This window comes from Rhizobacter sp. P3_C12 (assembly GCF_056402735.1).
On the sequence record NZ_JBFUGW010000344.1, the window covers coordinates 1 to 5629 of the forward strand.

Genomic DNA, 5629 nt, shown 5'->3' on the forward strand with positions numbered 1-5629 from the left:
CCGATGCCGCGCCGGTCGCTGACGCCGGCGTGCCGGCCGAGTCCGCCAAGCCCGCCGCCAAGCCGGTCGCGAAGGCCGAGAAGGCCCCGGCCGCCGCGGTCGAGGCGTCGACGCTGCGCGTGTCGGTCGAGAAGGTCGACCAGCTGATCAACCTGGTCGGCGAACTCGTGATCACCCAGGCCATGCTGGCCCAGAACAGCCAGGGCCTGGACCCGGCGCTGTACCAGCAGCTGGCCGCCGGCCTCGCCGACCTGGACCGCAACACCCGCGATCTGCAGGAATCGGTGATGTCGATCCGCATGATCCCGATGTCGATGGTGTTCAGCCGCTTCCCGCGCATGCTGCGCGACCTGGCCGCCAAGCTCGGCAAGAAGGTCGACTTCGTGACGCTCGGCGAAGCCACCGAACTGGACAAGGGCCTGGTCGAGAAGATCACCGACCCGCTGACCCACCTGGTGCGCAACAGCTGCGACCACGGCATCGAGACCCCGGCCGAGCGCGTCGCCAAGGGCAAGCCGGAAACCGGCACGATCACGCTGAGCGCGTCCCACCAGGGCGGCTCGATCGTCATCGAGGTGCGCGACGACGGCCGCGGCCTGTCGCGCGAGAAGCTGCTGAAGAAGGCCCGCGAGCGCGGCATCCCGGCACCCGACTCGATGACCGACCAAGAAGTGTGGGGCCTGATCTTCGCCCCCGGCTTCTCGACCGCCGACGTCGTCACCGATGTCTCCGGCCGCGGTGTCGGCATGGACGTGGTCAAGAAGAACATCACCGCGCTGGGCGGCACCGTCGAGATCGATTCGGCCGAAGGCTACGGCATGCGCGTCTCGGTGCGCCTGCCGCTGACGCTGGCCATCATGGACGGCATGTCGGTGGGCGTCGGCGAAGAGGTCTACATCCTCCCGCTGTCATCGGTGATCGAGTCGTTCCAGGTGCAGCCCGACATGGTCAAGACGATCGGCGGTTCCGGCCGCGTGGTCGAGGTGCGCGACGAGTACATGCCGGTGCTGGAGATGGAGCACGTGTTCAACGTGCCGCGCTTCGACTTCGAGCACGTCAGCGGGATCATGGTGGTGGTCGAGGCCGAGGGCGGGCGCGTCGCGCTGCTGRTCGACGAACTGCTCGGACAGCAGCAGGTCGTCGTGAAGAACCTCGAGGCCAACTACCGCAAGGTCAATGACGTGTCGGGCGCCACCATCATGGGTGACGGCCGCGTGGCGCTGATCCTGGACGTGGGCAGCCTGGTGCGCCGCTCGCGCCACTGAGTCACGCCCCTGATCGACCCCTCTCACCTTTCCGGAGCTCGACGAAATGAAGTTGAATGACGTTCGAGTCGGCGCACGCCTGGGTGGCGGTTTCGCCGTCACCCTCGCCTTGCTGTGCCTGATCATGGTCGTGGGCATCTGGCGCCTGGGCAGCATCGCCCAGGCCACCCAGCAGATGATGACCGAGCCGCTCGCCAAGGAGCGCCTGGCCGTCGAATGGGCACGCAACGTGTCGATCGGCGTGACCCGCGGCAAGGCGATCGCCAAGAGCCCGGATGCCACGCTCGAAGCGCTGTTCTCCGACGAGGCCAAGGCCTCATCGGCGCGCGCCAACGAGATCACCCAGGCGCTGAAGGCCTTCCCGACCACGCCCGAGGAGCAGGTGCTGCTCGACCGCATCGCGGAGACGCGCAAGACCTACCTGGTGGCACGCGACGGGATGTCGGCCGCCAAGCGCGCCGGCAACGCCGAAGAAGCCACGCGCATCTACGACACCAGCTTCCAGGTCGTCGGCCCGGCCTACGTGGCCGTGATGCAGGCCTACGTGGACCACCAGAGGAAATCCATCGACCAGATGGCGAAGCAGATCGATGCCGACGCGCTGCGCGGCCGCCTGCTGATCGGCGTGACCGGCGCCCTCGCGCTGGTGCTGGGCGCCGTGTTCGCCTGGCTGCTGACGCGCTCGATCACGGTGCCGGTGGCGCAGGCGGCGGCACTCGCCGACGCGGTGGCCGGCGGCGACCTGTCGCGCCGGATCACGGCCGACGGCAGCGACGAGATCGCCGGCCTGATGCGCTCGCTCGGCAAGATGAATGCCAGCCTGCACGACATGGTCACGCAGGTGCGGCAGTCGGCCGACAGCATCCAGGTCGCGAGCAGCGAAGTCGCCACCGGCAACCAGGACCTGAGCTCGCGCACCGAGCAGACGGCCTCGAACCTGCAGCAGACCGCATCATCGATGGGCCACCTGACCGGCACCGTCAAGCAGACCGCCGATTCGGCACGCACCGCCAACCAGCTGGCCTCGTCGGCGCAAGGCGCTGCCGGCAAGGGTGGCGAGGTGGTGTCGCAGGTCGTCTCGACGATGAACGACATCCATGCCAGCTCGAAGAAGATCGCCGACATCATCGGCGTGATCGACGGCATCGCCTTCCAGACCAACATCCTGGCGCTGAACGCGGCCGTGGAAGCCGCCCGTGCCGGCGAGCAGGGCCGCGGCTTCGCGGTGGTCGCGAGCGAAGTGCGCAGCCTGGCGCAGCGCAGCGCGCAGGCCGCCAAGGAAATCAAGAGCCTGATCGACGCCTCGGTCGACAAGGTCGATTCCGGTTCGCGCCTGGTGGCGGATGCCGGCCAGTCGATGACCGAGATCGTCACCAGCGTGCGCCGCGTCAGCGACATCATCGGCGAGATCACCTCGGCGGCGTCGGAGCAGAGCGACGGCATCGGCCAGGTCAACACCGCGGTGACGCAACTCGACCAGATGACGCAGCAGAACGCCGCGCTGGTGGAGCAGTCCGCCGCGGCCGCCGAATCGCTGAAGGAGCAGGCGGTGAAGCTGTCGGGTGTGGTGTCGGTGTTCCGGCTGAGCGCCTGACAAGCCCCTGGCGCGCCTTCGGGCGCGCCGTGTCCCCTCTGTCCCCCAGGAGCGCCGCATGCAGTTCAGTTTCCGCAACGCCCGCATCGGCACCCGGCTCGGGCTGGTCTTCAGCCTGCTGGTGCTGCTGATGGTGCTGGCCACCGGCTACAGCGCGCTCAAGCTGAAGCAGACCACGTCGACGCTGAAGCGCCTGTCGGCCACCGAATGGCAGATGACGCAGCTGGCGCGCGACTGGAATGCGCAAGCCGCGATGAACACGCTGCGCGCGACGACGAATGCACGCCTGGGCACCGGCGAGTTCTCCGACGAGCTGACGAAGCAGTCGAAGGCCACGCTGGCCCTGAACGCCGAGACGATCAAGAAGATCGAGGCGCTGGTGTCGGACCCCGAGATGAAGGCGCTGCTCGACAAGGCGGCGCAGGCGCGCAAGGTCGCGCTCGCGTTCGACCCGCAGCTCGACGCGCTGAAGAACAGCGGCGACTTCGTCGCGCTCGAAGGCCTGCTGGCCGGCGACTACGACAAGACCCACAAGGCCTACCAGGCGGCCGTCGACGAGCTCGCCGCGCTGGCCACGGCCCGCGCCGCCGTCGCGCAGGCGCATGCCGAGACCGGCACCAGCCTCGCGGCCACCGTGGTCGGCGTGCTGGTGCTGGTGTGCGTCGCGGTCGCCGGCGGTTTCGGCTGGTGGCTGAGCCGCTCGATCGCCGCGCCGATCGGCGAGGCAGTGCGGCATGCCCGCGCGATCGCCGGCGGCGACCTGTCGCAGACGCTGTCGATCGAGGCCGGCGGCGAAGCCGGCGAGCTGGCGCGCGCGCTGGCCGACATGCAGGCCTCGCTGCGCCGGCTGGTCGGCGAGGTGCGCAGCAGCACCGACAGCATCACGACCGCCAGCGCCGAGATCGCGACCGGCAACCACGACCTGAGCGTGCGCACCGAGCAGACCGCGTCGAACCTGCAGCAGGCCGCGTCGTCGATGGAGCAGCTGACCGGCACCGTCAAGCAGAGCGCCGACTCGGCCCGCCAGGCCAACCAGATGGCGTCGTCGGCCGCCGAGGTTGCCGCGCGCGGCGGCTCGGTGGTCTCGCAGGTCGTCACGACGATGAACGAGATCAATGCGAGCTCGAAGAAGATCAGCGACATCATCGGCGTGATCGACGGCATCGCGTTCCAGACCAACATCCTGGCGCTGAACGCAGCCGTCGAAGCGGCCCGCGCCGGCGAACAGGGCCGCGGCTTCGCGGTCGTCGCCAGCGAAGTGCGCAGCCTGGCGCAGCGCAGCGCGCAGGCCGCGAAGGAAATCAAGGGCCTGATCGGCGCGAGCGTCGACCGCGTCGAGGCCGGCTCGCGCCTGGTGGCCGACGCCGGCAAGACGATGAGCGAGATCGTCGGCTCGGTGCAACGCGTCAGCGACATCATCGGCGAGATCACCGCCGCCTCGTCGGAGCAGAGCGACGGCATCGGCAGCGTCAATGCCGCCGTGACCCAGCTCGACCAGATGACGCAACAGAACTCGGCCCTCGTCGAAGAGAGCGCCGCGGCCGCCGAGAGCCTGAAGGACCAGGCCGTGCGCCTGTCGCAGGCCGTCGGCGCCTTCCGACTCGAAGCGCGGCCCTGACCGCCACACCCCTCTACCGGACGCAAACATCATGCGCATTCAAGACCTCCGCATCGGCACCCGCATCTGGTTCGCCGTCGGCGCCTTCATCGTCGCGCTGCTGGCGCTGATCGCCTTCGCCGCGTGGCGCTCGGCGCAGGTGCAGGCCTTGTCCGACGAGGCGCTGGCGCTGTCGGAAACCAAGATCCGCACGGCCTCCCGCTGGGCCGGCCTGACCGAGGGCGCGGTGTCGCGCGCCCAGGCCGGCGCGATCAGCAGCGATCCGTCGGTGCGCGCCGCGTTCAAGGAGACCAACGACAAGGCCATCGCGCAGATCACCGAGCTGCAGAAGCAGCTGAAGGACATGCCGCAGACCGATGCCGAAACGCAGCAGATGGCGAAGATCGCCGCCGATCGCAAGATCGTGCTCGACACCTCGGCCGAGATCACGAAGAAGAAGGAAGCTGGCGACCAGGAGGGCGCCCGCACGCTGGCGATGGGCGGCTTCGCGCAGGCCGTCGAGACCTACATGCAATCGCTGCGCGGCTTTGTCGCGCTGCAGGAACAGGCGGCCCAGGCCACGCGTGAACGGCTGTCGGTCGAGCGCCGCAAGACGGTGACGATGGCGGCCGGCGTGGTCGGGCTGATCATCCTCGGCGCGCTGTTCGGCACCTTCGCGCTGGTCCGCTCGATCCGCCGCCCGCTCGGCGAAGCGATCGCGCTGGCCGACTCGATCGCCGGCGGCGACCTGAGCCCGCGCCCGGCGGTGACGCGCGGCGACGAGATGGGCGACCTGATGCGCGCGCTGCAGACGATGACGGCCGCGCTCGGCCGCGTCGTGCAGCAGGTGCACACCGCCAGCGACAGCATCCGCACCGCCAGCACCGAGATCGCCAGCGGCAACCAGGACCTGAGCGCCCGCACCGAGCAGGCCGCCTCCAGCCTGCAGCAGACCGCCTCGTCGATGGAGCAGCTGACCGGCACCGTCAAGCAGAGCGCCGACTCGGCCCGCCAGGCCAACCAGCTGGCCTCGTCGGCGGCCGAGGTCGCGGCGCGCGGCGGCTCGGTCGTCTCGCAGGTCGTGACCACGATGGACGAGATCAATGCGAGCTCGAAGAAGATCGCCGACATCATCGGCGTGATCGACGGCATCGCGTTCCAGACCAACATCCT

The 5629-nt window shown here is 69.4% G+C and carries 4 protein-coding genes; all 4 read left to right on the forward strand.

Annotated features, from left to right (window positions below; all coding sequences use genetic code 11):
* Nucleotides 1–1265: chemotaxis protein CheA (locus AC1DXV_RS30495; RefSeq protein ID WP_477937190.1), on the forward strand; the 1265-nt coding region annotated here is incomplete at its 5' end.
* Nucleotides 1266–1311: 46 nt separating this feature from the next.
* Nucleotides 1312–2859, forward strand: coding sequence for a methyl-accepting chemotaxis protein (locus AC1DXV_RS30500; RefSeq protein ID WP_477870781.1), 1548 nt, complete (start codon nucleotides 1312–1314; stop codon nucleotides 2857–2859).
* Nucleotides 2860–2917: 58 nt separating this feature from the next.
* The gene (locus AC1DXV_RS30505; RefSeq protein WP_477937192.1) at nucleotides 2918–4477 is read left to right on the forward strand and encodes a methyl-accepting chemotaxis protein; all 1560 of its coding nucleotides are present in this window, start codon (nucleotides 2918–2920) and stop codon (nucleotides 4475–4477) included.
* A 31-nt stretch (nucleotides 4478–4508) separates the two neighbouring features.
* On the forward strand, nucleotides 4509–5629 hold a 1121-nt coding region (locus tag AC1DXV_RS30510), incomplete at its 3' end, for an MCP four helix bundle domain-containing protein (RefSeq protein ID WP_477937194.1).

Coding starts and splice junctions, on each gene's coding strand:
- AC1DXV_RS30500 (WP_477870781.1), top strand. CDS start 1,312: ATGAAGTTGAATGACGTTCGAGTCGGCGCACGCCTGGGTGGCGGTTTC.
- AC1DXV_RS30505 (WP_477937192.1), top strand. CDS start 2,918: ATGCAGTTCAGTTTCCGCAACGCCCGCATCGGCACCCGGCTCGGGCTG.